Origin of the sequence: Mycobacterium tuberculosis H37Rv, assembly GCF_000195955.2 — a bacterium.
Classification (GTDB): domain Bacteria; phylum Actinomycetota; class Actinomycetes; order Mycobacteriales; family Mycobacteriaceae; genus Mycobacterium; species Mycobacterium tuberculosis.
On sequence record NC_000962.3, the window covers coordinates 1,016,199 to 1,039,923 of the forward strand.

The window sequence follows — 23,725 nt, forward strand, 5'->3', positions numbered from 1 at the left end:
CGGCGACCCGCCCATGCGCAGTATTAGTGTCACAACCATGACGCGCCGCCTGCGCCCTGGTTGGCTCGTGGCACTTTCCGCCGCGGTCATCGCGGCCAGCACCTGGATGCCTTGGCTGACGACGACCGTCGGCGGTGGAGGCTGGGTCAACGCCATTGGGGGCACACACGGCAGCCTGGAGCTCCCGCACGGGTTCGGCCCGGGTCAGCTCATCGTCTTGCTTTCCTCGACGCTGCTGGTGGTTGGCGCGATGGCGGGACGCGGCCTGTCGGTGAAGCTTTCCTCGATTGCCGCGCTGGTCGTCTCGCTGCTCATCGTGGCACTCACGGTGTGGTACTACAAGCTCAACGTCAACCCACCCGTGTCAGCCGAATACGGGCTGTACTTCGGTGCCGCCGGCGGGGTGTGCGCGGTGGGTTGCTCGTTGTGGGCTGCGGTGTCGGCCGCTTCGCCTGGGCGTCGTCGCCATCGTGAAGTGGTGCGGTAGAACATTTCAGCCCGGCGGAACTCGTGTTTTCCCCGTGCGGGGCTGGCTCCCGATTGGGTAGCCCCGTACACGAAAGGCGCAAACACAACCTCGCGGCCATCCGGGTCGCGATAGATGACGGCTCCGGTAGCTTCTCAAAGGGGGCGTTGTTCCACCGGCTGGGTCGCCACCTCTTGCAGGCCAGTAAGTGCGGCTTGCTGCCCCCGCTTGTCCGAGCAATACCGGCACAGCTGTTCGTGATGGTCTGTTTCGACGATTTCCAGCGTCAGGCTCGAGCTGGGAAGGCCGAATATCGCGCCGTTGCTTCCGTAGCTTTCGGCGAAGGTCTGGTCGAGCATTCCCACCAGATCACGGTAGAACCGCACTGTCTCTTCCAAGTTCGACGGGCGGGGCCGATTGACGCCAATCCCTCGGGCCAGTGCGTTGTTCGGCGGCGCTTTTCGTTGTCCACCGCTACTCCGTTTCGCCGAGGCTGCACTTCTGCAGGCCGCTACTCGCAGTTTTGCTGCGGATTTTCCGGCTCGGTGCAATTCATAGCCCAACGGCAGCCGCCGGCGACTCTGCGTGATCCCAGCGACGCAACTCGGCGCCCGGCACCCACGCCGAATGCGTGCCGCTGGAAATACGTTCCGGCAGTGCAAGCTTGCATATCGGGCCATCGCCGGGGCGCGCCGCGTCGAAAACCAGGCAATACGATGCGTCGTCGTTCATGTCGGTGGTGAGGGTGACCAGATAGCCGTCGTCCTCGGCGCTGCTGCCCACCCGTGGAGCCATCGCGGTCTCACTTCCGTAGACGCCGTCACCGAACGAGTAACACTCGTGGTTGCCGGTGAGCAGATCGTGCTTAACCAGTCCGTCGAACAGGAACCAACTCGGTTTGCCGGTAGCGGCATAGGTGTAACGGTAGCTGCTGGCCGCGTAATCGGCGTTGATGGTTCCGAACTCGGTGATGGACTCGGACAGTTGCTCCTCGTGGACTGCCCCGGTCACCATATTGAGCCGCCACCGATGTAGCCGGGACTGCAGCCGATCCAGAGCCAGGAACCGAAACAGCTTCTCCCACTTCGTTCCTCCGGTGTCAAGTGGCTGCGGATCGCCTTCGTAGAAGCCGTCGAGCACGATCTCGTCGCCCTGCTCGTAGGCGTTGGTGAAGTGCAACACGAACGTTGGATCGGCTTCGAACCAGCGAATGTCGTTGCCTCGGCGAGCAACAACCGCAAACCGAGATGGAATCTCCGGATAGAAGCGTGGTAGGTGCACGTCGCGCTCGAGCAGCCTGGGATCCCAGAACAGTGGAAAATCGTTGAGGATTACGTAATTTTCGGTGAACGCCATGTCATGCGGTAGCCGCGGCCCGGGCAGCGGAACATCGACATAGTGCACAAGCTCATTGTTCTGGTCGACAACGCCGTAGCGCATATACGGCTCTTGCTTGCTGTAGTTGAAGAACAACAGTTCGCCGGTCTTGTTGTCTACCTTCGGATGTGCCGACACGCCCCAGTCGAACGGAAACCTTCCGTGCCAGCTCTCCTTGCCGAGCGTATTGGCCGAGTACGGGTCGATCCGATACAGATCGCCGCACTGGTAGAAGCTAGTCAGCGCGATACCTCGGTGGACGATGACGTCGGTGCTCGACGCGTCCTTCATGAGGCCACGAGCGCCCCAGCCGTGTTCCCGCTTGGCCAGTTGCACCGGTTCTGCCAGACCCGGCCACAGCGGCCCGCCGGCCTCGTTCTCGGCCAAGAATCCATCGGTGCGAATAAATCGGTTGCGGTAGAAGGCTTTTCCATCACGGAAGCCGACGACATGGATCATGCCGTCGCCATCGAAGGGGTGGTAGGTCGCGAATGCCGGGTGTAGCGGGTTCTCGGTGTTGCGCAGGTAGATGCCGTCCAGGTCGGCGGGGACTTCGCCTGTCACGGTGGTCAGGTCGTCGGCATCCCATTCGGTGGTCTGTGGTCGCCACGGACCGGTGCGATAGGGGTGGTCGTCGTCTTCGGGAAGGGTCGACAAGTACTTGCCGACAATCGTGATGTCCATTTCACGATCCTCGTGTGGTGCTGACAACGAAACTGACCGTGGTGGCCGTGCTGCCACCGAAATTCAGCGTGCCGAACGCTTCGGCGTTCTCGACCTGATAGTCACCGGCAATGCCGCTCACCTGTTTGGCCGCGTCGAGCAGCATCCGCACACCGGAAGCCCCGACCGGATGTCCGCCACCGATCAGTCCTCCGCTGGGGTTGATGGGTAGCCGCCCGCCGATCTCGATCTCTCCGTTCTCGATGGCCTTCCAAGATTCCCCGGGGCCGGTCAACCCGATGTGATCGATGGCCAGGTATTCGCTGGGGGTGAAGCAGTCGTGCACCTCGATCCCGTCCAGATCGTCGAGGGTCACCCGGGCGCGGCGCAGGGCGTCCAGCACTGTGGCCCGCACGTGCGGCAGTAGGTAGGGGGCCGAGTCGCCCTGGGCGACGCGGTCCAGTTTCTGCCGCAGACCCAACCCGACGGTGCGATGTCCCCAGCCGTCGATGCGGCCGATCGGGCGCGCGTCGCGATGGTCGCGCAGATAGGCATCGCTGACCAGGACCAATCCCGCGCCGCCGTCGGTCATCTGGCTGCAATCAAACCGTCGCAGCCGGCCTTCGGTAAGAGGGTTGGTCGCGTCGTCGTCGGTGATCGGGTCGGGGATCGTCCAGCCGCGGGTCTGCGCGTTGGGGTTGCGGCGCGCGTTGGCGAAGTTGAGTTGAGCGATGGCCCGCAGGTGAGTGTCATCCAAACCGTATCGCCGGTCGTATTCGTCGGCGACCTGAGCGAACATCGACGGCCATAAGTAGCGGGCCTCGGCTCCTTCGTGCCCGGTCCAGGCCGCGGCACTCAGATGCTCGGCCGCGGTGTCGCCGGGCACGGTCTTCTCCAGCTCTAGGCCCACGACGAGCGCGACACGGTACGCGCCTGATCGCAGGTCGGCCATCGCCGCGAGCGTCGCCACGCTGCCGGATGCGCACGCGGCCTCGTGCCGGGTGGCCGGCGTGTCCCAGAGATCGTCGCAGACAGTGGCCGGCATCGCGCCGAGGTGGCCTTGACGGGCGAACATCTCGCCGAAGGCGTTCGCGACGTGGACGACTCCCGCAGCGGCTAGGTCGGCGGCGTCCACCTTGGCCGCGGTGAGCGTGCCGTCGACGACCTCCCTAGTCAGGTCGGCGAAGTCGCGGTTCTCTTTGCTGAGGTTGCGAGCAAAATCGCTCTGATAGCCGCCGAGAATCCAGACACCGTCGTCCATAGCCGTACGCTACTACAAGCGGTGTGAACGGCCCGTCGGATAGCCACGCTCACCAGGCATTTTCCGCGCGGCGACGAACGGTTGCCGGACTTTTACCGCGGGGGGTTTCCGGGCGGCGGCTGCTCTCTAATCACAACTACCGGGGGTTTGCGGCCGTCCTCTTGGCCGTCAGTGCTGGTGCCGCTACGGGTGCCGCCACCGCCCGTCGTGCCGCGTGCGGCCAGGCTCGCCAAAGCCATCCCGCTGAGCAGGCCTGCCGGCATCCCGTTTAGGGCCGTCGGGTCGGCGCCGGCGCTGGAGCTGAAGGTGGGTGTTGCCTGAACGGCGAGCTGGATCTCCGGGGCGGCCGTGGTCCAGCTGTGCGGCACCGACAACGCTCCGACTAATGCTGCGTGGCCGACGCCCGCGGACACCGGCGCCGCGCCCCCGAAGGGGCCCCAGTGCGGCTCCGGCTCGTCGGTCGCCGAACTCAGTGGATGGCCCTGCGTCGGTCCCAGCCCGCCGGCGTTCCCGTATAGGCCGATGTGCCAGGGTCTGGCCGTGTTCGTGATCGCGAGCGCAATGCTGCCGGTCGCGATGGATGCAATGTAGAGCGCGATCACGTCCAATTCCCCTATCGGGGTGGGGATCACTATCGGCTGAGCGGATCCGACTTGCGGGTTGAGGGTCGACGCGATCCCCAACAGTCCCGATGTCAGCGGATCAGCGTTGGCGGCCAATGCGGACAGAATGTCGCTCAGGATCCCCGGGGGCAGCTGGGCCAGTGTCGCCTGTGCATCCGCAACGGCGCCCGCACCGGCGGCTTGGGTCGCCGCGGCTGCGGCCGCGGGCCCGGCCGGGCCGGTGCCTTGCACGGGTGGAGTGAACGGCGGCAACGCCGACGCGGCCGCAGATGCCCCCTCATAGCTGTACATCACGGCAGCGTCTTGGGCCCACATTTCGGCATACTCGGCCTGGGTAGCCGCGATCGCCGCACTGTTTTGCCCCAGAATGTTCGCCGCGACCAGCGACATCAACCGGCTGCGGTTGGCCGCGACGAGGGATGGTGGCACCGTCATCGCGAACGCCGTCCCAAACGCTTCCGCCGCTGCCCTCGCCTGTGTGGCCGTCTCCTTCGCCAGCGCCGCCGTGGCGGCCAGCCACCCCACATACGGCGTTGCCGCGGCCGCCATCGCGGCCGCCGCCGGCCCCATCCACGGCTCAACGATCAGCGTCGACACCACCGATCCATACGAGACCGCGGCGGAAGTCAACTCCGCGGCCACACCGTCCCAGGCGGCCGCGGCGGCTAGCATCGACTCCGGCCCCGGACCGGAATACATTCGGCTTGAATTCACTTCCGGAGGTAAAAGCCCGAAATCCATTGCCAGCAACCTCCTTAACCGGTCGCGACCACATTGACGGCCTCGGTGGTCGCATACGCATCGGCGGTGGCCGCCGGGAGGGCCACGAACATGCCATGGACCAGCGCGGCCGGCTTACTCACCACTCGGTAGTGCTTGGTGTGCGCGGTGAACCGGGCCGCCGTCAGGACCGACACGTCATTGGCAGCAGGGGGTAACACCCCCGTCGTCGGGGCACAGACGGCTGTGTTCCGAGCACTCACGGCGGTACCGATCGTCGGCAAGTCCCCCGTCGCGGCTGCCAAGACCACCGGCTGGATGGTCACAAAAGACATCGGATACCACCTGACGCGGATCGCTTCATCTGATCGGTCGACATCTTCTACATAACCACGGAAATGTCTGCTTTATAACGGAATTAGACTACTTTGTGTTGTCTGGCGTTGCTCTGCACCGACGGCATGGGTAAACGTCTGAGATGCGGGTGTCGGCGGTAGCTGAAAAACCGTGCTGACAACCATGATTCGCCATTCCCGAACGACCTGCGAACTTTGTCGCCTAGCGTAACGCCGTGGCGAGATTTGGCTCGATTGTTCGCAGTGGCGTTACGCTCGCCACGCGTGAGCCTGGATCAGGCAAACGCGGCTCCACCTGGCCATTTGCTGTCCGAGACGGTAGTTACTCAGCATGGTGCACAGGTCTGTGCTTGTCTGGTTGATGGTGATTTGGCGTTGCGGTGGCCGTGATGAGGACGCGGTGAGAAACGGAGCTTGAAGATATGTCAGCGAAAGAACGCGGTGACCAGAACGCCGTCGTCGACGCCCTGCGGAGTATTCAGCCCGCAGTCTTCATTCCGGCTTCAGTGGTCATCGTCGCCATGATCGTCGTTTCCGTGGTGTACTCGAGCGTCGCCGAGAATGCGTTCGTTCGGCTGAACTCCGCGATCACCGGCGGCGTCGGGTGGTGGTACATCCTGGTTGCCACCGGGTTTGTGGTATTCGCGCTGTACTGCGGCATTTCCCGGATTGGCACTATCCGGCTGGGCCGCGACGATGAGCTCCCCGAGTTCAGCTTCTGGGCATGGCTGGCAATGCTGTTTAGTGCCGGTATGGGTATCGGCCTGGTCTTCTACGGGGTGGCCGAGCCGCTCAGCCACTACCTGCGGCCACCGCGGTCACGCGGCGTGCCCGCGCTTACTGATGCGGCGGCTAACCAGGCGATGGCGCTGACAGTGTTCCACTGGGGCCTGCACGCCTGGGCAATTTATGTCGTGGTTGGCCTCGGTATGGCGTACATGACCTATCGGCGGGGTCGCCCCTTGTCGGTGCGCTGGCTGCTGGAGCCGGTCGTGGGTCGGGGCCGTGTAGAGGGCGCCTTGGGGCACGCGGTGGACGTCATCGCCATTGTCGGAACACTCTTTGGTGTCGCCACGTCACTGGGCTTCGGTATCACTCAGATCGCCTCCGGCCTGGAATATCTCGGCTGGATCCGGGTGGACAACTGGTGGATGGTCGGCATGATCGCCGCCATCACCGCCACTGCGACGGCGTCGGTGGTCAGTGGGGTCAGCAAGGGTTTGAAGTGGCTGTCGAACATCAATATGGCGCTGGCCGCCGCATTGGCCCTGTTCGTGTTGTTGCTCGGGCCGACACTTTTCTTGCTGCAGTCGTGGGTGCAAAATTTGGGAGGCTACGTCCAGTCGCTTCCGCAATTCATGCTGCGCACCGCGCCGTTCTCGCACGACGGCTGGCTCGGCGACTGGACTATCTTCTACTGGGGTTGGTGGATCAGCTGGGCTCCGTTTGTCGGGATGTTCATCGCGCGGATTTCGCGGGGACGGACGATCCGGGAGTTCATCGGGGCGGTGCTGCTCGTTCCCACCGTGATCGCCTCGCTATGGTTTACGATCTTCGGTGACTCGGCGTTGTTGCGGCAACGCAACAACGGCGACATGCTCGTCAACGGGGCGGTAGACACCAACACATCGCTTTTCCGATTGCTGGACGGTTTGCCTATCGGGGCTATTACCAGCGTTCTTGCTGTGCTGGTGATCGTGTTCTTCTTCGTTACGTCGTCGGACTCCGGTTCGTTGGTCATCGACATCTTGTCAGCGGGTGGTGAGCTGGACCCGCCCAAGCTGACCAGGGTCTACTGGGCGGTGTTGGAGGGGGTAGCCGCGGCCGTTTTGCTCCTGATCGGAGGTGCTGGGTCACTGACCGCGTTGCGGACGGCCGCTATTGCCACGGCCCTGCCGTTCTCAATCGTCATGGTGGTGGCGTGCTATGCGATGACCAAAGCGTTCCACTTCGACCTGGCCGCCACACCTAGGCTGCTGCACGTCACCGTGCCTGACGTGGTTGCGGCAGGAAACCGGCGACGCCACGATATCTCGGCGACGCTGTCGGGGCTCATTGCCGTCCGTGATGTCGATAGCGGCACATATATAGTCCACCCCGACACCGGCGCTCTCACCGTCACTGCACCACCAGATCCGTTGGACGATCATGTTTTTGAGTCTGATCGGCACGTAACGCGAAGAAACACAACATCATCGAGATGATGTGTTATCGACCTGCCGGGTCGCCGCTGCCTGGACCGGAGCCGGCTACTTCCGGTAAACGCGCACCGCTGGATGAATCGCCGCGGCATGAGAAGCTCGACGGTGGTGCCGGGATCGTCGCGCACGATGTCATGCTCCAGGGTGCTGGTCAGCCGATGGCCTTTGGTGTGCCACTGACCGGGTCGATCTCCGCGGCCGGCGACCACGCCACGGTCGCGTCCATAGCACAGGTCGCGCGGCGCGCGACGGCGTGACCCGACATCAAGTCCTTATCGGAGGAGCTTGGCCCCTCGCGTTGGTCCGCGGCAGGCTCGGTCGGCAAATCCTCAAATCGGCCCCAAGTTGCACCGAGCGGGAGCGGCGGTGACGGCCAACGTGTGGTGTCGTGCGGGCGGCATTCGGATGGCGCCACGGCCGGTCATCCCGGTGGCTACGCAGCAGCGCCTGCGGCGGCAGGCGGATCGCCAGAGCCTGGGTAGTAGCGGCTTGCCAGCGTTGAATTGTACGCCTATCAGGCACACAATTGATGTCATGGCTACCAAGCCTGAGCGGAAGACCGAGCGTCTTGCAGCGCGCCTGACCCCTGAGCAGGACGCGCTGATTCGTCGTGCTGCCGAGGCCGAGGGGACTGACCTCACCAATTTCACGGTTACAGCGGCGTTGGCGCACGCGCGCGACGTGCTGGCCGACCGCCGGCTCTTCGTACTCACCGATGCCGCGTGGACTGAGTTCCTCGCCGCGCTGGACCGGCCCGTCTCACACAAGCCTCGGTTGGAGAAGCTGTTCGCCGCGCGGTCCATTTTCGACACCGAGGGGTGAGCGGCTACAGCGCGCCGCGACGTATCAGCGACGCCGATGACGTCACGAGCTTCAGCAGCGGCGAGCCCAGTCTGGACGATTACTTGCGCAAGCGGGCGTTGGCCAACCATGTGCAGGGAGGGTCGCGCTGTTTCGTGACGTGCCGTGACGGTCGGGTAGTCGGCTTCTATGCGCTAGCGTCAGGGTCGGTCGCACACGCTGATGCTCCGGGACGGGTGCGCCGCAATATGCCTGACCCCGTGCCGGTGATCCTGCTGTCGCGGTTGGCGGTTGATCGCAAAGAACAGGGCAGGGGCCTGGGCAGTCATCTGCTGCGTGATGCGATCGGTCGCTGTGTCCAGGCTGCGGACTCGATCGGGCTGCGGGCGATTCTTGTTCATGCGTTGCACGATGAGGCCCGCGCGTTCTACGTCCACTTTGACTTCGAGATCTCGCCGACCGATCCGCTGCACCTAATGCTGTTGATGAAAGACGCTCGCGCGCTAATTGGCGACTGATGCTACGCGATTGACTATCGAGAGCCAGGCTACGTCATCTGATACCAACCAATCACCGACCACAGCACCGACCAGAACAAGCCACGACCACTCGGCTGACACCTGAAAACCATGGCTGAACTGCGCAAACACAGAGTGCCCCCGGCAGGATTCGAACCTGCGACACCGGCTTTAGGAGAGCCGTGCTCTATCCCCTGAGCTACGAGGGCGGGGACGCCTTTGAATACCTGACTAAAACCTAGCCGTTCGCCGCGCCGGCCGGGACTGTCCGATATTCGGTGTAAGTGGCGTTTCTCGGGATTTTTCTTTCGGTCAGCGTTCTTCGGCGGCTGGCATGCGATCGGCGAACGTGATCGCCAGGGCGTTGAGCGCTGGCTTCCAGCGTACGGCCCACTTGGTTTGCCCGGTGCCCTTGGGATCCAGGGAGCGGGTGACCAGGTAGAGCGTCTTGAGTGCTGACTGTTCGTTCGGGAAGTGTCCACGTGCCCGCACCGCCCGCCGGTAGCGCGCATTGAGACTTTCAATTGCGTTGGTAGAACACGGGACTCGCCGTATTTCGACATCATAGTCCAGGAACGGAATGAACTCTTCCCACGCGCTGTCCCACAGCCGTGTGATCGCCGGGTAAGGCTTACCCCATTTCTCGGCGAACTCCTCGTAGCGCAACCTGGCCTCAGCGGCACTGGCTGCGGTGTAGATCGGCTTGAGGTCGACGCTGATCTTGTCCCAGTACTTGCGGGAGGCATACCGGAAAGTGTTGCGGATCAGATGGATGATGCAGGTCTGCACCGTGGCCAACGGGAACGCCGCGGACACGCTGTCGGGCAACCCTTTGAGGCCGTCGCAGACCAGGAAGAAGATGTCTTTGACCCCACGATTGCGCAGGTCGGTGAGCACTGCCAGCCAAAATTTGGCTGACTCACCGTCGCCTTCGCCGGCCCACATCCCCAGGATGTCCTTGTGGCCGTCGAGGTCGACGCCGATCGCGGCGTAGACCGGCCGGTTGCGGACCTGCCCGTCGCGGATCTTGACCATGATCGCGTCGATGAACACCGCGGCGTAGACCTTCTCCAGCGGCCTGGACCACCACGCCTGCATCTCCTCGATGACCCGGTCGGTGATCCGCGAGATGGTGTCCTTGGACACCGACACCCCGTAAACGTCGGCGAAGTGAGCCGCGATCTCGCCGGTGGTCAGGCCTTTGGCGTACAGCGACAACACCACCCGGTCCACATCGGTGACCCGGCGCTTACGTTTGCCCACGATCACCGGCTCGAAGGTGCCGTTGCGGTCACGGGGCACCGCAATCTCGACCTGTCCGCACGCATCGGTTATCACCTTCTTGTTACGAGATCCGTTGCGTGAGTTTCCACTTCCACGCCCGGCTGCGGCGTGCCTGTCGTAGCCGAGGTGTTCGGTCATCTCCTCTTGCAGGGCGGCTTCGAGCACCGTCTTGGTCAGCGCCTTGAGCAACCCGTCAGGGCCGGTCAATGCGACCCCCTCAGCGCGTGCCTGGCGTACCAGATCACCCACCAGCGCCCGCTCGGCACCGGAGAGCTCACGGGCCGCAACGGCCGCCTCATCCACGTCCTGGCCGGCGTGAGCCGGCTCTATCACCTGAGCAGCATCCATGCCCTTGAGTGTGTTTGGTCATAGCAGTGATTCCTTCTGCCCCACGCCGGGGGCGGTCAGAACCACTTACACCGAATCAGCGATAGACCCCTCCGGCGGCGGGGGGGTTGGCGGTGTTTGTGGCGTCCGGTCGTCGGGGTGCGGCGGGTGTGAGTGTAGCGGGCGCAACGAGGGCCACCTGACGCTCGGGCGTGTGTGGTGGGCGCTTGTCGGCCAACGCTCTGGGGTTCAGAGCTGTTGCGTGTTGAGTGTGTTTTAGTGTGCGTTAGTGTGTTCTAATTGGCGGCGTGAATCTGGCGGATTGGGCGGAGTCGGTGGGGGTGAATCGACATACCGCTTATCGCTGGTTTCGGGAGGGGACGTTGCCGGTGCCCGCGGAGCGGGTTGGCCGGTTGATCCTGGTCAAGACGGCCGCCTCGGCGTCGGCCGCAGCGGCGGGAGTGGTGCTGTATGCGCGGGTGTCAAGCCATGATAGGCGTTCGGATCTGGATCGGCAGGTCGCGCGTCTAACCGCGTGGGCCACCGAGCGTGACTTGGGGGTGGGGCAAGTGGTGTGCGAGGTCGGTTCCGGCCTGAACGGCAAGCGACCCAAGCTGCGGCGCATCTTGTCGGACCCCGATGCGAGAGTGATCGTTGTGGAGCATCGGGATCGGCTGGCGCGTTTCGGGGTGGAGCACCTCGAGGCGGCGCTGTCTGCTCAGGGCCGGCGGATTGTGGTCGCCGATCCTGGTGAGACGACCGATGATCTGGTGTGTGACATGATCGAGGTCTTGACCGGTATGTGCGCGCGGCTGTACGGGCGTCGCGGTGCGCGCAACCGGGCGATGCGTGCGGTCACGGAGGCCAAGCGTGAGCCGGGGGCGGGGTGATGATCGTCAGGATGCGTAGCTGCGCTCAGGCCGCGAAGGTGGCCGAGGCCACCGGTGGTGTGCAGCTGGCGGGCAAGCCGAAACCCGATGGGACACCGACGTTCTCCCGGTATGTGGAGATCGGCGTGGATTTTGAGGCGCACCGGCCGGTGGTGGAGTCGGTTTCGGTGCTGTTCGAGCTTTATGACGGCGACGCCAACAGTTATGCCGCGACCGGGGGGCCGGGTGCCCAACTGCCGTCGGGCTGGATGGTCACGGCGGCGAAATTCGAGGTCGAGTGGCCCGCCGACCCGCAGCGGGCGGGTTTGGTGCGTTCACATTTCGGCGCCCGCCGCAAAGCTTTCAACTGGGGCCTGGCCCAGGTGAAGGCCGACCTCGACGCCAAAGCCGCTGATCCGGCACATGAGTCGGTGGACTGGGACTTGAAGTCGCTGCGATGGGCGTGGAACCGAGCCAAAGATGACGTGGCGCCGTGGTGGGCCGAGAATTCCAAGGAGTGCTACTCGTCGGGGTTGGCCGATCTGGCCCAGGGCCTGGCTAATTGGAAAGCTGGCAAGAACGGGACCCGCAAAGGCCGGCGGGTGGGCTTCCCGCGATTCAAATCCGGGCGGCGTGATCCTGGCAGGGTGCGGTTCACCACCGGCACCATGCGCATAGAGGATGACCGGCGCACGATCACGGTCCCGGTGATCGGGCCGCTGCGGGCCAAGGAGAACACCCGCCGGGTGCAACGCCACCTCGTGAGCGGGCGCGCGCAGATCCTGAACATGACCTTGTCGCAGCGGTGGGGCCGGTTATTCGTGGCGGTCTGCTACGCGCTGCGCACCCCGACCACCAGATCACCGCTCACCCAGCCGACTGTGCGCGCCGGAATGGACCTGGGAGTCCGGACCCTGGCCACGGTCGCCACCCTCGACACCGCCACCGGCGAGCAGACCATCATCGAATACCCAAACCCGGCCCCGCTCAAGGCGACACTCGTCGCCCGTCGCAGGGCCGGCCGAGAACTTTCCCGCCGCATCCCCGGCTCCCATGGGCATCGGGCAGTGAAAGCCAAGCTGGCCCGCCTGGATCGCCGGTGCGTGCACCTACGGCGGGAAGCAGCCCACCAGCTCACCACCGAGTTGGCGGGCACCTATGGCCAGGTCGTGATCGAAGACCTCGACGTGGCCGCGATGAAACGCAGCATGCGCCGGCGGGCGTTTCGCCGATCGGTCTCCGATGCCGCAATGGGTTTGGTCGCGCCGCAGCTGGCTTACAAAACGGCCAAGTGCAGCGGCGTGCTGACGGTGGCGGACCGCTGGTTTGCCTCCAGCCAAATCCACCACGGCTGCACCAGCCCCGACGGCACACCGTGCCGGCTGCAAGGCAAGGGCCGCATCGACAAACACCTGCTCTGCCCTGTAACGGGCGAGGTAGTCGACCGCGACAGAAACGCTGCTTTGAATCTCCGTGACTGGCCGGATAACGCCAGTCGTGGTCCAGTCGGGACCACGGCCCCATCGGCACCCGGGCCAACCACCACGGTTGGTACAGGCCATGGCGCGGACACCGGATCATCCGGCGCCGGCGGAGCATCCGTAAGACCCCGCCCACGCAGGGCCGGACGCGGCGAGGCCAAAACCCAAACCCCGCAAGGGGACGCCGCATGAGAGTGCAACTAAAACACACTCAACGGCAACGGTGTCGTCGGGATGCCAGCGCCGCCCACGCATCTTCACTTGATCGAGATCGATCAGGTGATCGGCCGCTCATTGGCGGCCGCGGCATCATGCAGATGGTTGACGAGCTGCGTGCGGCCGCTTCCGGTCCAAAATCGCCAGACAGCTACCAGGAACGGGCCGCAGTTACCAGGCCCTGTACCAGGGTAGCGGTGACCGGTGACATGCCGCCGACGCCGGGGAGGGTACTGCGTGGGCCCAGACCCCTTACCCGAATCGATAGTTCCAGCTGGGTCCCGCCGTCGCGGACCCGGTTGACCGGATTGTCTGGATGCAGGCCGCGGAGCTCCTCCGGGATGGCGGCCAGATCGGTGACTACCCGATAGCCGGGCAGCTGGATGTGCCGCGCGAGATGGGCGGCAAGCGCGCGGTTGCGGCCCCCGGCCAACAGCTGGGTGCTGCGCCCGATGCGGTCGTAGCCGTGCAGCGACACGGCGACGTCAACGTGGTCAAGGAATTCGGCGAGGCGCGCCGATTCCGCAGGGTCGAACCGGGCCGACGGCAGGTGGTGCGGGTAGTTGTCCGGATGACGCAGCAGGTACACCGAAGCGCCCGCAGCCTCGGCGGAGCGTTCGGCGATCAGGTCGGTCACCTGCTCCAGGCCGCCCCCGTGGATGGCGAGGAAGCCGAAGCGGGACCGCAGCTGGCTCGTCTCGATGACGCCGGGCTGGCTTAGCAACTCCGAAAGTGATTGTGGCGCAGGCCCAGATCTCGATGACGGTAACACTGGCAGGGGCCACCGCGCGGGGTCCCAGCGGTGCAGATAGTCGATCCAGCGTTGCGGCAGCCCGTGGTGTCGAGCGCCGTCGATGACGCGCGGTAGATAGCCCGGCCGCGGCCGGCCCGGCATCACCCGGTGGTCAATGTAGACCCAGGCCGGCAACGCTGTGTCGTCGGTGTGCACGGTCAACCGTTCGCGCCGGTAGCGCACCGGCACGCCTTCGGCGCTGTCCAACCTGACCAGGTCGCGCTCGGAGAGCTGCCATAGCACGCCATGCACCTTGTTTCCGGCGAAGGGTTCGACGGTGGCCACGCCGCGCTGGTTGATCAGCCAGTTGTGATCGCTGAGCACTGCCGGCCGCGGAGCACCGGCGTCGGGACAGCGCGACGCCATCTGGTGGGCGCACAGGTTGGACCCGTAGGCGAAGTAGGGATGCCGGCGGTCCGGCATTCAGCCGGTCACCGTGAGATAGATCAGCATCACGTTGAGCAGACTAACCATCACCGCGACCACCCAGCCAACCCAAGTCGTGGCGCGATGGTTGGTGTCGCCGCCCATCACCGCGGGGCTGCCGGTGAGTTTGACCAGTGGAAGTACCGCAAACGGAATACCGAACGACAGCACCACCTGTGAGAGCACCAATGTGCGGGTGGGGTCGAAGCCCAGCGTAAGTATCGCCAACGCGGGGCCCAGCGTGATTAGGCGGCGCACCAGCATGGGAACGCTCCAGTGCAGCAGCCCCTGCATGATCATCGCGCCGGCGTAAGCACCCACCGACGACGACGCCAAGCCGGACGCCAGCAACCCGACCGCGAAGAGCACCGCGATCGTCGCCCCCAAGGTGTCGTGGACGGCGTGGTAGGCGCCTTCGATCGAGGCGGTGTCCCCACGGCCCCGCATGTTCAGCGCGGCAACCAGCAGCATCGCGGCGTTTACCCCGCCGGCTATCAGCATCGCCAGGCCGACATCCCAGCGGGTGACGCGCAGCAGCCGGCGCCGCTGAGGGCCCGGATCGGGATGCCCGTGCCGGTCGCGCGCGAGACCTGAATGCAGGTAGACGGCGTGCGGCATGACGGTCGCCCCCATGATCGCCGCGGCCAAAAGAACGCTCTCGGTTCCCTGAAAGCGCGGTGCCAAACCGCCGAGGACCGCATTGGGGGGTGGTGTCACGACGAAGAAACTGGCGGTGAAGCCGATGGCAATCACCAGCAGCAAGGCGGTGATGACGCGCTCGAACAAACGTTGACCGCGCCGATCCTGGATCGTCAGCAGCAGCAGCGAGACCACCCCGGTGATGATCCCGCCGATCGGCAGCGGCAGGTTGAACATGATCCGCAATGCGATAGCTCCGCCGATCACTTCGGCCACATCGGTTGCCATCGCGACGATCTCGGCCTGTGCCCAGTAGGCCAGCCGGGCCGGGCGTCCCATTCGCTTGCCGATCGCTTCCGGCAGTGAGCGTCCGGTCACCAGCCCGAGCTTTGCCGACAGGTACTGCACCAGGGCGGCCATCACGTTGGCGGCGACGATCACCCATAACAACAGGTAGCCGAACTGGGCGCCGGAGCTGACGTTGGCTGCCACGTTCCCGGGGTCGACGTAGGCGATGGCCGCGACAAAGGCTGGCCCGAGCAGATACCAGCTCGTCTTCAGGGAAGTCCGGGTGTCCTGGGCCAACTCACCGACTTTCGATCCACGCGAACAAAGATGCGAGAGTAACCGAAATTCGCCCGCCACCAACCACCGGGCTACTCGGGACCTCCGCTGGCTATCGGTAGTCGGGGTTGGCGAAGTCCGGCCGGCAGCCGGCGTCCCACTTGGTGCGTTGATTGCCGTAGGCCGGGATGCCGCCGGCGACCCGCAACATCTGCGCGATGTGCATCAGATTGAACGTCATGAATGTGGTGTTGCGGTTGGTGAAGTCGTTCTCTGGACCGCCGGATCCGGGGTCGAGATACGACGGTCCCGGCCCCGCTTCACCGATCCAGCCGGCATCCGCTTGCGGCGGGATGGTGTATCCCAGGTGTTGCAGGCTATAGAGCACATTCATCGCGCAATGCTTGACGCCGTCCTCGTTTCCGGTAATGAGGCAACCACCGGCGCGGCCGTAGTAGGCGTACTGTCCATCCTCGTTGAGCAGGCTCGAGCATGCGTACAGGCGCTCGATAACCCGTTTCATCACCGAGCTGTTGTCGCCCAGCCAGATCGGCCCGCACAGCACCAGGATGTGCGCATCGAGGACACGCCGATACAGGGCGGGCCATTCGTCGGTCGCCCAACCGTGTTCGGTCATGTCCGGCCATACGCCGGTCGCTATGTCATGGTCAACTGCGCGCAGAGTGTCGACCTGGACGCCATGCTCACGCATGATCCCCGAGCTGCGCTCAATGAGCCCGTCGGTATGGCTGAGCTCTGGCGAGCGCTTCAGTGTCGCGTTGATGAACAGCGCACGCAGCCCGTCGAATCGGGGTGGGGCCGCGGCGTTCTGGTCAGAGGTTGTGGTCATACGTCATACCCACCTGCCTGTCATCGTCGTGCCGGGTTGCCGCTGGGCGGCGGTGCTGGTGCCAAGAAATGACCGATCAGGCAGCAGCGTACCGCCCTTCACCGGTGATCAGGGGTAGGTCGAGGGTTGTCCGGATACCCGGTTCGGCGGCCACCACTGCAGGGATCGCGTTGACGATGCGCATCGCGGTGGCGACCAGTCCGGCGTGGTTGTGGTCCCCGTGGCGGCTGCTCAGGCAGATGTCCATGGCGTAGCAGGGCTCGCCGGAGATTTCGATGCGGTACGAGCCGCCCGGCTGGGCGGGCTGCGGCCACTCGGGACATAGGTCCGCGCGCAACCGGGTCACGTGTTCCAGGACTACCGCTGGCACGCCGTCGACCAGGCCGAGCACCTCGAAGCGCAGGGCGGCGGCGCTGCCCTTAGGAATATGGCCCGATGCAATGTTGAAGGCCTCCGGCGCCGGCTCCCGGACATACATTTCCTCGACCCCGTCAAGTGAAATGCCAAGGCCCGCAGCAAGTTGTCGGACCACTGATCCCCAGGCCAGGCTGAGCACACCTGGCTGCAGCAGCATCGGGATCTGGTCCATCGGCTTACCGAAGCCCATCACGTCGAACATGACTACGGCGCTGTCATAGGTGGCGTAGTCGACGATCTCCATGCAGCGTATCTGCTCGATGCTTTCACAGGTGCCGGCCAACGCCATCGGCAACAGGTCGTTGGCGAAACCCGGATCGATGCCGTTCACGTACAGACTTGAATTTCCTGCGCGCGCAGCGTCTTGCAAAGGCTTGATGATCTCGTCGGGGATCACCTGCCACGGATATTGCAAGAACACCGGGCCGCTGCCGACGATATTGATCCCTGCCGCCAAGATTCGGCGGTAGTCTTCCAGCGCCTCGGGCAGCCGATTGTCGGCCATCGCGTTGTAGACGGCGCACCGCGGCCCGGTGGCGAGCACGGCGTTCAGATCGGTGCTGGCCCGCACACCCGTCGAATCCGCCAGCCCGGCAAGCTCTGCCGCATCCTTGCCGGCTTTGGCGTCCGATGACACCCAGACACCGGTGAGCTCGAACTCCGGGTCGGCGATGAGCGCACGCAACGAGTGCACGCCAACGTTGCCGGTGCCCAATTGAACGACGGGTATGGCCATGGCGGGCTCCTTAGCGGTAGGGGTCAGACTGCGACTGCTCGCGCATCATCGGTTCACAGGTCCGGAATGGGAAGGTCGAGATTGGGGAAGGTGAGTCCGCCGTCGACCTCCAACGTCTTGCCGGTCAGGAAGCTGCCCGCCGGAGAGGCCAAATACACTGCCGCAGCTGCAATGTCGACGGGGTCACCGAGCCGGCGCAGTGGTGTCGCCTGCTCCATCGGCGCACGCAGCTCGTCGTTGGCGGCTACCACCTCCAGCGCCGAGGTCAGGATGGAACCCGGCGCGATCGCATTGACCCGGACGCGTGGGCACAGGTCCAGCGCCGCCAGCCGGGTGTAGTGGGCCAGTGCGGCCTTGGCGGTGCCGTAGGCGGCGAAACCCCGCGCCGCCAGCCGGCCCATGGTGGAGCTGATGTTGATCACGCTGCCGCCGCCGGAGTGTTCCAGCATCAACGGCACCGCCGCGACGGTCAGCGCGTGGGCGGTGCCCACGTTGAAGGCGAAGGCGTCCGCGAGGTCCTTGGTCGAGGTGCTTAGCAGCGTGTTGGGCATGGTGCCGCCAACGTTGTTGACGACGATGTCGAGCTTCCCGAAAGCTCCGACGGCCTGACCAGCCAGCTGCGCGGTCACCTCGGGATGGGCCAGATCGGCGGCAACGGTGTGGGCGCGGCGGCCGGCAGCGCGGATCTGTTCGGCGACAGCGTCAAGCTCGGATGATGTTCGTGAAGCGATGAGGACATCCGCGCCGGCCTGGGCGAAAGCCAATGCGATGGCTGCTCCCAGGCCGCGGCCGCCGCCGGTGATGACGGCAACCTTGTCGTCAAGACGGAACATATCCAGGATCATGGCGCCCTCTTTTCCGGCTGTCGGCCGAAACGGTAACAAGCTTGCTGCAGCTTCCTGTGACTGCTCCCGAAACCTGGGGGTGTGCCTGCTGTGTATGCACGGCATACGGACATCCTTCCCCTGAGACCCGCGGTCGAACCAGCCACGTGTCCATCATCAGGGGTCAACCCCGGCCAAGGGCGACGGCACGCCAAGTTCGCCGACCGTTAACCTAGTGCTGTTAGCTTCATTTGCTGCGAGCAAAACAGCTGGTCGGCCGTTAGGAACTGAATTGAAACTCAACCGATTTGGTGCCGCCGTAGGTGTCCTGGCTGCGGGTGCGCTGGTGTTGTCCGCGTGTGGTAACGACGACAATGTGACCGGGGGAGGTGCAACCACTGGCCAGGCGTCGGCGAAGGTCGATTGCGGGGGGAAGAAGACACTCAAAGCCAGTGGGTCGACGGCGCAGGCCAACGCGATGACCCGCTTTGTCAACGTGTTCGAGCAGGCCTGCCCCGGCCAAACCCTGAACTACACGGCCAATGGTTCGGGCGCTGGAATCAGCGAATTTAATGGCAACCAAACCGATTTCGGTGGCTCAGATGTACCCCTGAGCAAGGACGAGGCCGCAGCGGCGCAGCGGCGTTGCGGCTCGCCGGCGTGGAATCTGCCGGTGGTGTTCGGCCCGATCGCGGTTACCTACAACCTCAACAGCGTTTCCTCGCTAAATTTGGACGGCCCCACGTTGGCGAAGATCTTCAACGGCTCCATTACGCAGTGGAACAATCCCGCGATCCAGGCGCTGAACCGCGACTTCACGCTGCCAGGTGAGCGGATTCACGTGGTGTTCCGCAGCGATGAGTCGGGGACCACGGACAACTTCCAGAGGTACCTGCAGGCCGCGTCCAACGGTGCGTGGGGTAAGGGCGCTGGAAAGTCGTTCCAAGGCGGCGTCGGTGAGGGCGCGCGGGGTAACGATGGCACGTCAGCGGCCGCGAAGAACACCCCGGGGTCGATCACCTACAACGAGTGGTCGTTCGCCCAGGCGCAGCACCTGACCATGGCCAACATCGTCACTTCGGCTGGTGGGGACCCGGTGGCGATTACTATCGACTCGGTCGGCCAGACGATCGCCGGGGCCACCATCTCCGGGGTGGGCAACGACCTGGTGCTCGACACGGACTCGTTCTACCGGCCGAAGCGTCCCGGCTCCTATCCGATCGTGTTAGCGACATACGAAATCGTTTGCTCGAAGTATCCCGACTCGCAGGTTGGCACGGCTGTGAAGGCGTTCCTGCAGAGCACTATCGGCGCCGGTCAAAGCGGCCTGGGGGACAACGGATACATCCCAATTCCGGACGAGTTCAAATCGAGGCTGTCGACTGCGGTCAACGCGATCGCCTGATCTGAGGTTGACGTGGTCACCGAGCCGCTCACAAAGCCGGCGCTAGTGGCGGTCGACATGCGCCCCGCGCGGCGCGGCGAGCGGCTGTTCAAGCTGGCCGCGTCGGCCGCCGGTTCGACGATCGTCATCGCAATCCTGCTGATCGCGATATTCCTGTTGGTCCGCGCCGTGCCGTCGTTGCGGGCGAATCACGCCAATTTCTTCACCAGTACCCAATTCGACACGTCGGACGATGAGCAGCTGGCGTTTGGTGTCCGGGACTTGTTCATGGTCACGGCGTTGAGTTCGATAACGGCTCTGGTGTTGGCGGTGCCGGTGGCTGTCGGGATCGCGGTGTTCCTCACCCACTACGCGCCGAGGAGACTGTCGCGTCCATTCGGCGCGATGGTGGATCTACTGGCCGCAGTGCCGTCGATCATCTTCGGGTTGTGGGGGATCTTTGTGCTGGCGCCCAAGCTCGAGCCGATCGCGAGGTTTCTCAATCGCAACTTGGGCTGGTTGTTCCTGTTTAAGCAGGGCAACGTGTCGTTGGCCGGCGGCGGCACGATTTTCACCGCGGGCATCGTGCTGTCGGTGATGATCCTGCCTATCGTCACATCGATATCACGCGAAGTGTTCCGGCAGACTCCGCTGATCCAAATCGAAGCAGCGCTGGCGCTAGGCGCGACGAAATGGGAGGTAGTGCGGATGACCGTGCTGCCATACGGGCGAAGCGGGGTGGTCGCGGCCTCCATGCTGGGTTTGGGGCGGGCTCTGGGCGAAACCGTGGCCGTGCTGGTCATCCTGCGCTCGGCCGCGCGGCCGGGGACCTGGTCGCTGTTCGACGGCGGTTATACGTTCGCTTCCAAGATCGCCTCCGCTGCTTCAGAATTCAGCGAACCGCTGCCGACCGGAGCCTATATTTCGGCGGGATTTGCGTTATTCGTGCTGACGTTCCTGGTCAATGCGGCCGCTCGCGCAATCGCCGGCGGGAAGGTCAACGGGTGAGTCCCTCAATGAGCATCGAGGCGCTCGACCAGCCGGTAAAGCCGGTGGTGTTTCGTCCGCTTACGCTGCGACGGCGGATCAAAAACAGCGTCGCGACAACGTTTTTCTTCACCTCGTTCGTGGTCGCGTTGATACCGTTGGTCTGGCTGCTTTGGGTGGTGATTGCCCGGGGTTGGTTTGCCGTCACCCGATCGGGCTGGTGGACCCACTCGCTGCGCGGCGTGCTGCCAGAGCAATTCGCCGGTGGGGTGTATCACGCCCTGTACGGCACGCTGGTGCAGGCCGGGGTGGCCGCCGTGCTGGCCGTGCCGCTGGGCTTGATGACCGCGGTTTACCTAGTGGAATACGGGACTGGTCGAATGTCGCGGGTGACTACCTTCACCGTCGACGTGCTTGCCGGCGTGCCCTCTATCGTGGCGGCGTTATTCGTCTTCAGCCTGTGGATCGCCACCCTAGGATTTCAGCAGAGCGCCTTTGCCGTGGCGTTGGCGTTGGTCCTGCTGATGTTGCCGGTGGTGGTTCGGGCAGGCGAGGAGATGCTCAGGTTGGTGCCCGATGAACTGCGAGAAGCCAGCTACGCGTTAGGCGTTCCGAAATGGAAGACGATCGTGCGGATCGTCGCCCCGATCGCGATGCCGGGCATCGTGTCAGGCATCTTGTTGTCCATCGCGCGCGTCGTCGGTGAAACCGCACCGGTTCTGGTGCTGGTCGGGTACAGCCACTCCATCAACCTCGACGTCTTCCACGGCAACATGGCCTCGCTGCCGTTGCTGATCTACACCGAACTCACCAATCCCGAGCACGCCGGCTTCCTGCGCGTCTGGGGCGCGGCGCTGACCCTGATCATCGTGGTCGCCACGATCAACCTGGCCGCGGCGATGATCCGGTTCGTCGCAACCCGACGGCGGCGACTCCCGTTATGACGTGAGTTTCACCACTCGGTCGTTGCCGCGGTCGGCGACGTAGACGGTCCGGTCGCTGTCCACTGCCACCGCGAGGGGGGTGTTGAGGCCGGTGAACGGTAGCACTGTCGAGGTGGTCGACCCGGCCAGGAGTTTGACCACCTGGTTTGTGTTGTGCTCGGTGACGTAGACGGTTCCGGCTTCGTCCACCGCGATGCCCCACGGTGCGGTGATATCCGTGAATGGCAGCACGACCTGGTTATTCGACTCGGCCTCTAGCTTGACAACCCTGTTGTTGTCGGTGTCGGTGACATAGACGTTGCCGGAGTTGTCGACGGCCACCCCGTCGGGGTCGTTGAGGCCGGTGAACGGCAGCACGGTCTGGGTCTTGGATCCGGCCGCCAACTTCACCACCCTGTTGTTGCCCCGGTCGGCGACGTATACCGCACCCTGGGTATCCACCGCGAGACCTTCGGGGTAGTTGAGGCCGTCGAACGGTAGCACGGTCTGGTTGTTGGACCCGGCCGCTAACGTCACCACCCGGTTGTTGAAATCGGTGACGTATACGGTGCCAGCGCCGTCCACCGCCAACCCCTGCGGCTGGTACAGCCCGTTGAACGGTAACACCGTCGTGCCGGTTGACCCGGTGGCCAACTTGACCACTCGGCCGTACATGCCCTCACTGGTGACGTACACGTTGCCGGCGCTGTCCACTGCCACCCCACTCGGCGAGAGGCGGAAGTCGATGCCGGTGAACGGCAACACGGTCTGTCCGGATGCCTGCGTCGGCGACCACGAAGGTCGTAAGACCAGGTAGCCGGCGGCGGCGACGATGGCCACCAGTACGATCGCGGCAGCGCCGACGACGGCCCACACCTTCCGTTTGTTGCCGGCCGGCGGCACAGCGTGTCCCAGGGAGGCCTGGAGCGCATTCGGGACGGCAGGGGAGTGTCCGGTTTGGCTGGGCCAGTTCCCGCCGCGGCTGTCCGCTGCCAGGGGTCCGGCCACGGTCGCGGAGTCCCCGGGCGACCATCGGGCAGCACCCGGGGTCGGTGGGCCGGTGCCCGCCCCGGCAATGCCGGACTCGGACTGGCTCAAGCCCGTATCGGCCGGAGTGGCCAGCAAGGTTGCGTTGTCACCGCGCCGCAGAATCGTCGTGGCCTGGTGTTGCTCGGATGTGGTGAGTGCGTCATGGGCGGCGATGGCCAGATCACCAGCGCTCATAAAGCGCTCCGCGGGGTTTTTGGCCATGCCTTTGGCGATCACCTGATCCAGGGCCGGCGGCACGCGCCCGGGCCGTAGCTGGCTGGGCTGCGGGGCAGGGTCCATTAGATGCGCGGCGATCAACCGCTCAACGCTGTCGGCCCGATACGGTGGGGCACCGGTCAAACACTCACCCAACACGCACGCCAACGCATAGATATCTGCGCGATAGGTGACCTCATCGCCGGTGAACCGCTCCGGGGCCATGTAGTTGTAGGTTCCCACGGCGGTCCCGGTCTGGGTCAGCCCCGGGTCGGAGGCGGCACGGGCAATACCGAAATCGACCAGATAGGCGAAGTCGCTCGCGGTGACCAGAATGTTTTCCGGTTTTACGTCGCGGTGCGTTACGCCGTTGGCATGCGCGGCATCCAAAGCGGCGGCGATCTGGCGCACGATGGCCACAGCTCGGGCCGGGGTCAGCGGACCATACTGTTTCAATAGGGCGCGTAAAGAGGTGCCGTCGATCATGCGCATTTCGACAAAGAACTGTCCGTTGATCTCGCCGTAGTCATGGATCGGCACGATGTGTGGCTCGGTCAGCCGTCCCGCGGTGTCGGCCTCGCGTTGCATCCGTGCTCGAAACACCGCATTGTCGGAGTACTGCGGCGAGATCAACTTCAGCGCCACCACCCGGTGCTTGCGGGTGTCCTCGGCCTCATAAACCTCGCCCATCCCGCCTCGGCCCAGCAGCCGCAATAGCTGATACGGCCCAAATTGCGACCCTACCTGCGGAACGGCATCGCTCACCGTCGAATT

The 23,725-nt window shown here is 64.5% G+C and carries 20 protein-coding genes, 1 tRNA gene and 6 other annotated features; of the genes, 9 read left to right on the top strand and 12 right to left on the bottom strand.

Translation table 11 applies throughout. The annotated features are described in order from the left end of the window. The first annotated feature begins 37 nt into the window (after window positions 1–37). Window positions 38–487, top strand: coding sequence for a transmembrane protein (locus tag Rv0912; protein ID NP_215427.1), 450 nt, complete (start codon window positions 38–40; stop codon window positions 485–487). Between the two features lie 531 nt (window positions 488–1,018). On the opposite strand, the gene Rv0913c is transcribed toward Rv0912, so the two are convergent. The 4 genes from Rv0913c to PE7 all read right to left on the bottom strand — a co-directional run bounded on the left by Rv0913c (window position 1,019) and on the right by PE7 (window position 5,445). Beyond that, on the bottom strand, window positions 1,019–2,527 hold the full coding sequence (locus Rv0913c; protein ID NP_215428.1) for a dioxygenase: 1,509 nt from the start codon (window positions 2,525–2,527) through the stop codon (window positions 1,019–1,021). A gap of 1 nt (window position 2,528) precedes the next feature. After that, window positions 2,529–3,767 (bottom strand): lipid carrier protein or keto acyl-CoA thiolase, encoded by a 1,239-nt coding sequence (locus tag Rv0914c; protein NP_215429.1) that lies wholly within the window; start codon window positions 3,765–3,767, stop codon window positions 2,529–2,531. A 92-nt stretch (window positions 3,768–3,859) separates the two neighbouring features. Next, the gene (gene PPE14, locus Rv0915c; protein YP_177765.1) at window positions 3,860–5,131 is read right to left on the bottom strand and encodes a PPE family protein PPE14; all 1,272 of its coding nucleotides are present in this window, start codon (window positions 5,129–5,131) and stop codon (window positions 3,860–3,862) included. Window positions 5,132–5,145: 14 nt separating this feature from the next. Next, window positions 5,146–5,445 carry a PE family protein PE7 gene (gene PE7, locus Rv0916c; protein ID YP_177766.1) on the bottom strand — a complete coding sequence of 100 codons (300 nt, stop codon included), beginning with the start codon at window positions 5,443–5,445 and terminating at the stop codon, window positions 5,146–5,148. A 443-nt stretch (window positions 5,446–5,888) separates the two neighbouring features. Between PE7 and betP the strand changes: the two genes are divergently transcribed. The 3 genes from betP (at window position 5,889) to Rv0919 (ending at window position 8,986) form a co-directional block, all read left to right on the top strand. Further along, on the top strand, window positions 5,889–7,670 hold the full coding sequence (gene betP, locus Rv0917; RefSeq protein ID NP_215432.1) for a glycine betaine transport integral membrane protein BetP: 1,782 nt from the start codon (window positions 5,889–5,891) through the stop codon (window positions 7,668–7,670). A gap of 342 nt (window positions 7,671–8,012) precedes the next feature. Continuing rightward, window positions 8,013–8,489, top strand: a complete 477-nt coding sequence (locus Rv0918) for a hypothetical protein (RefSeq protein ID NP_215433.1) — start codon at window positions 8,013–8,015, stop codon at window positions 8,487–8,489. Further along, the gene (locus Rv0919; RefSeq protein ID NP_215434.1) at window positions 8,486–8,986 is read left to right on the top strand and encodes a GCN5-like N-acetyltransferase; all 501 of its coding nucleotides are present in this window, start codon (window positions 8,486–8,488) and stop codon (window positions 8,984–8,986) included. Before Rv0918 ends, Rv0919 begins: the two co-directional genes overlap by 4 nt. Window positions 8,987–9,122: 136 nt before the next feature. On the opposite strand, the gene argT is transcribed toward Rv0919, so the two are convergent. Continuing rightward, window positions 9,123–9,195: transfer RNA gene (gene argT, locus Rvnt14), tRNA-Arg, on the bottom strand. A gap of 64 nt (window positions 9,196–9,259) precedes the next feature. Continuing rightward, window positions 9,260–9,274 (top strand) — a repeat region (15 bp inverted repeat, ATTCGGTGTAAGTGG, at the left end of IS1554 element). Further along, window positions 9,260–10,695: a mobile genetic element (IS1554, len: 1436 nt. Putative Insertion sequence element bounded by 15 bp inverted repeats.), on the bottom strand. (Overlaps the previous feature by 15 nt.) After that, window positions 9,299–10,618 carry a transposase gene (locus tag Rv0920c; RefSeq protein ID NP_215435.1) on the bottom strand — a complete coding sequence of 440 codons (1,320 nt, stop codon included), beginning with the start codon at window positions 10,616–10,618 and terminating at the stop codon, window positions 9,299–9,301. Its footprint overlaps the feature before it by 1,320 nt. After that, window positions 10,681–10,695: a repeat region (15 bp inverted repeat, ATTCGGTGTAAGTGG, at the right end of IS1554 element), on the bottom strand. A gap of 167 nt (window positions 10,696–10,862) precedes the next feature. Next, window positions 10,863–10,878: a repeat region (16 bp inverted repeat, TTGAGTGTGTTTTAGT, at the left end of IS element IS1535), on the top strand. Next, window positions 10,863–13,162 (top strand) — a mobile genetic element (IS1535, len: 2300 nt. Putative Insertion sequence element bounded by 16 bp inverted repeats.). Its footprint overlaps the feature before it by 16 nt. Between Rv0920c and Rv0921 the strand changes: the two genes are divergently transcribed. Together Rv0921 and Rv0922 are read left to right on the top strand one after the other, a co-directional pair. Then, window positions 10,906–11,487, top strand: a complete 582-nt coding sequence (locus Rv0921; protein ID NP_215436.1) for a resolvase — start codon at window positions 10,906–10,908, stop codon at window positions 11,485–11,487. Its footprint overlaps the feature before it by 582 nt. Then, a complete protein-coding gene (locus Rv0922) occupies window positions 11,487–13,139 on the top strand; it encodes a transposase (protein ID NP_215437.1) in 1,653 nt (550 codons plus the stop codon). Before Rv0921 ends, Rv0922 begins: the two co-directional genes overlap by 1 nt. Further along, window positions 13,147–13,162, bottom strand: a repeat region (16 bp inverted repeat, TTGAGTGTGTTTTAGT, at the right end of IS element IS1535). A gap of 152 nt (window positions 13,163–13,314) precedes the next feature. Here Rv0922 and Rv0923c read toward each other — a convergent pair. From Rv0923c to Rv0927c, 5 genes are all read right to left on the bottom strand, one after another. Then, window positions 13,315–14,379, bottom strand: a complete 1,065-nt coding sequence (locus Rv0923c) for a hypothetical protein (protein ID NP_215438.1) — start codon at window positions 14,377–14,379, stop codon at window positions 13,315–13,317. After that, entirely contained in the window at window positions 14,380–15,666 is a 1,287-nt protein-coding gene (gene mntH, locus Rv0924c) for a divalent metal cation transporter MntH (RefSeq protein ID YP_177767.1), read from the bottom strand. It abuts the gene before it with no gap. A 31-nt stretch (window positions 15,667–15,697) separates the two neighbouring features. Next, on the bottom strand, window positions 15,698–16,435 hold the full coding sequence (locus Rv0925c) for a hypothetical protein (RefSeq protein NP_215440.1): 738 nt from the start codon (window positions 16,433–16,435) through the stop codon (window positions 15,698–15,700). A gap of 76 nt (window positions 16,436–16,511) precedes the next feature. After that, a complete protein-coding gene (locus Rv0926c) occupies window positions 16,512–17,588 on the bottom strand; it encodes a hypothetical protein (protein NP_215441.1) in 1,077 nt (358 codons plus the stop codon). Between the two features lie 53 nt (window positions 17,589–17,641). Continuing rightward, window positions 17,642–18,433: an oxidoreductase gene (locus Rv0927c; protein ID NP_215442.1), complete on the bottom strand. Its 792-nt coding sequence runs from the start codon at window positions 18,431–18,433 to the stop codon at window positions 17,642–17,644. 271 nt (window positions 18,434–18,704) lie between these two features. Between Rv0927c and pstS3 the strand changes: the two genes are divergently transcribed. Genes pstS3 through pstA1 form a run of 3 tightly spaced genes read left to right on the top strand, consistent with a single transcriptional unit; the run spans window position 18,705 to window position 21,727 of the window. After that, the gene (pstS3, locus tag Rv0928; protein YP_177768.1) at window positions 18,705–19,817 is read left to right on the top strand and encodes a phosphate ABC transporter substrate-binding lipoprotein PstS; all 1,113 of its coding nucleotides are present in this window, start codon (window positions 18,705–18,707) and stop codon (window positions 19,815–19,817) included. A 12-nt stretch (window positions 19,818–19,829) separates the two neighbouring features. Continuing rightward, complete coding sequence (gene pstC2 / locus Rv0929; protein NP_215444.1) at window positions 19,830–20,804, top strand: phosphate ABC transporter permease PstC; 975 nt, start codon at window positions 19,830–19,832, stop codon at window positions 20,802–20,804. Next, the gene (gene pstA1 / locus Rv0930) at window positions 20,801–21,727 is read left to right on the top strand and encodes a phosphate ABC transporter permease PstA (RefSeq protein NP_215445.2); all 927 of its coding nucleotides are present in this window, start codon (window positions 20,801–20,803) and stop codon (window positions 21,725–21,727) included. The genes pstC2 and pstA1 overlap by 4 nt, the downstream gene beginning before the upstream one ends. On the opposite strand, the gene pknD is transcribed toward pstA1, so the two are convergent. After that, window positions 21,722–23,716, bottom strand: coding sequence for a serine/threonine-protein kinase PknD (gene pknD, locus Rv0931c; protein ID NP_215446.1), 1,995 nt, complete (start codon window positions 23,714–23,716; stop codon window positions 21,722–21,724). The two genes, pstA1 and pknD, sit on opposite strands and share 6 nt — an antisense overlap. Window positions 23,717–23,725: the final 9 nt, after the last annotated feature.